Source organism: Synechococcus sp. BA-120 BA3 (assembly GCF_034931285.1).
Taxonomy (GTDB): domain Bacteria; phylum Cyanobacteriota; class Cyanobacteriia; order PCC-6307; family Cyanobiaceae; genus Cyanobium.
Window position 1 is genome coordinate 1 of record NZ_JAYGHZ010000132.1, and the last position, 2618, is coordinate 2618.

General features: G+C 70.5%; 2 protein-coding genes and 2 pseudogenes. 1 reads left to right on the forward strand and 3 read right to left on the reverse strand.

What is annotated here, in order from left to right; all coding sequences use genetic code 11:
* The 3 genes and pseudogenes from VB737_RS06405 to rpaB form a co-directional block, all read right to left on the reverse strand.
* Window positions 1-194, reverse strand: a pseudogene (locus VB737_RS06405) (3-oxoacyl-ACP synthase); the annotation flags it as partial.
* A gap of 73 nt (window positions 195-267) precedes the next feature.
* Window positions 268-1620: a phosphate acyltransferase PlsX gene (plsX, locus tag VB737_RS06410; RefSeq protein WP_500312091.1), complete on the reverse strand. Its 1353-nt coding sequence runs from the start codon at window positions 1618-1620 to the stop codon at window positions 268-270.
* Window positions 1601-2347: a response regulator transcription factor RpaB gene (rpaB, locus tag VB737_RS06415; protein WP_015110442.1), complete on the reverse strand. Its 747-nt coding sequence runs from the start codon at window positions 2345-2347 to the stop codon at window positions 1601-1603. Before rpaB ends, plsX begins: the two co-directional genes overlap by 20 nt.
* 103 nt (window positions 2348-2450) lie before the next feature.
* Here rpaB and VB737_RS06420 point away from each other — a divergent pair.
* Window positions 2451-2618, forward strand: a pseudogene (locus VB737_RS06420) (DNA repair protein RadA); the annotation flags it as partial.

Genomic DNA, 2618 nt, shown 5'->3' on the forward strand with positions numbered 1-2618 from the left:
ATGTGGCCGGCCAGGGCCGCCCGGCCCGCCTCGGCGGCCAGGCTGGTGACGGTCTCGCCGGGGCCGGCGACCCGCCGGGCGCCGATGCCGGTGCGGCTGCGGATCCAGTCGTCGTTGGTCTCGACCCGCTCGCTCAGCTGGTCGTTACTGATGCTGGCGGCAGGGAGGGCGCGTCCGCAGCCCACCAGAGCCATTCCCCGCAAGGCGGCCGTGGTCACCGTCTTGTCCGAGCCGAGCGGCACCCATTCGGTTCACAGGTGGGCACAGTCAACCACAGGTGGTTGCCACTCCGGCGCTCCCCTCGCCGAGGGCGTGCAGGTCGTCCATGACGCCGTGGCTGGCGGCGGAGTGGGCCAGGCGCAGGGCACTCACCACCGAGAGGGCCCGGCTGCTGCCGTGGCCGATGACGCAGACACCGTCGACCCCGAGCAGCAGGGCCCCGCCGTGCTCGGCATGGTCGAGGCGTTTCTTGATCCGCACCAGGTTGCTGCGCAGGAACGCCGAGCCCACCTTGCCCCGGCGGCCCCGGGGCAGCTCGGCCCGCAGCACGTCCAGCAGGACGCTGCCCACCGATTCGAGGAACTTGAGCAGCACGTTGCCGGTGAAGCCGTCGCAGACCACGACATCGAAGTCACCGGAGAGGATGTCGCGCCCCTCGCAGTTGCCGGCGAACACGAAGCGCTCGTCGCCCGCCAGCAGCGGATGGGTGCGCAGGCAGAGGTCGTTGCCTTTGCACTCCTCCTCGCCGATGTTCACCAGGCCGATGCGGGGGCGCTTCACCTGCAGCACGTCGCGGCTGTAGATGTTCCCGAGCAGGGCGAACTGGTGCAGCCATTCGGGCTTGCAGTCCATGTTGGCCCCCACGTCGAGCACCAGCACCTGCTGGCTGGGGTCCTTGGTGGGGAACAGGGCGCCGATGGCGGGGCGGTCGATGCCGGCCAGACGGCCGAGGCGGAAGATCGCCGCCGCCATCACGGCGCCGGAGTTGCCGGCGGAATAGACGGCGGTGGCCTCCCCTTTCTTGACCAGGTCCATGGCCACGTTGATGCTGGCGTCGCGCTTGCGGCGCACCACGGTGGCCTCCTCGTTCATGCCCACCGACGGGCCGCTGGGCACCACCTGGATCAGGCCGCGCTGCACCGCCTCCTCCAGCTCCTGGCCCAGGCCCATGGCCGCCACCGCCTGCCGGAGCGGCTCCGGCTCGGCCACGAAGCGGATGCGCAGGGGCAGCAGGGCCACGGCCTTCAGGCAGCCCTCCAGGATCGGCCCCGGGGCGTGGTCCCCGCCCATGCCGTCGACGGCCACCCAGAGGCGCTGGCGGTCGTCGATGGCGGCGCCGGTGTGGCTGCCCTGCTGCAGACGCCGCAGCGGATCGAACACCAGGGGCTGGAGCACGGAACCCGCCACGTTGGTGGCGGCACCGGCCATGCTGCCGGCCACCGACACGGCCCCCGAGGCGGCGCCGCTGGCGGTGGCGGTGGCGGTGCCCACGAGGCTGGTGACGGCGGCGTTGCGCCGGTACCAGATCACCAGGCGGCGGATCGTGCGGTTGGGTTTGGGGCGGTTGGAGGCGAAGCGACGGCCGTCGCGCCCTGCGCCTTCAGGATCCTTCGGTGGCAACGGGTTCAACGATGCGCTGGAACAGATAGCCGGTGCCCCGCGCCGTGAGGATCAGCTCGGGGTTGGCCGGATCATCCTCCAGTTTGGAGCGCAGCCGCGAGATGTGGACATCCACCACGCGGGTGTCCACGTGACGCTCTGGCGTGTAGCCCCACACCTCCTTGAGGATCTCGCCGCGGCTGAAGGGCTCGCCGGATCGGCTCACCAGCAGCTCCAGCAGGCTGAACTCCATCCCGGTGAGACGGATGCGCTCGTCGCCCCGGTACACCTGCCGCTTGTTGGTGTCGATGCGGAGATCGCCCACCTGGATCACGCCGGAGTTGGGGATCCCGGCGCCCGGGTCCTTCTCGACCCGTCGCAGGACACAGCGGATGCGGGCCTCCAGCTCCTTGGGGCTGAACGGTTTGACGACGTAGTCGTCGGCCCCGAGCTCGAGGCCGGTGATGCGGTCGGCCACGTCACCAAGGGCGGTGAGCATGACGATCGGCACGTCCGATTCCTTGCGCAGCTCCTGGCAGACGCCGTAGCCGTCCAGCTTGGGCATCATCACGTCGAGGACCACCAGGTCCGGCAGGACGCGGTGGAAGGCCTCGATGGCTTCCTCGCCATCGCTGGCGGTGACCACCTGATAGCCGATCATCGAGAGGCGCGTCTCGAGGATGCGGCGAATGCTGGCCTCGTCATCGACGACGAGGATCGTTTCCTTGGCGGTTGGGGAGGCCGTCATTGCGCGGCGAGGAGAATGCAACACGGTTCCGACCCACTGAACCGGCCGGAAGGTCGGGAATTCACCGAACGCCACCTTTCTTCATACACACCGCCCGCTCCCCTTGGCCCGTCCCGGTTCCTCGTTCGTCTGCCAGGCCTGTGGGGCCAGGACGCGGCAGTTCTTCGGCCGCTGCGCCGGTTGCGGCGGCTGGAACACCCTGGTGGAGCAGAGCGAGCCCAGCGGCGATACCCGCCGGCGCCGGCCGGTGGCGGCCGCCGCCGCTCCGGGG

What these genes read in the sequence shown, in the direction of transcription:
- rpaB (WP_015110442.1), bottom strand. Translation starts at nt 2,347, where the DNA reads ATGACGGCCTCCCCAACCGCCAAGGAAACGATCCTCGTCGTCGATGAC.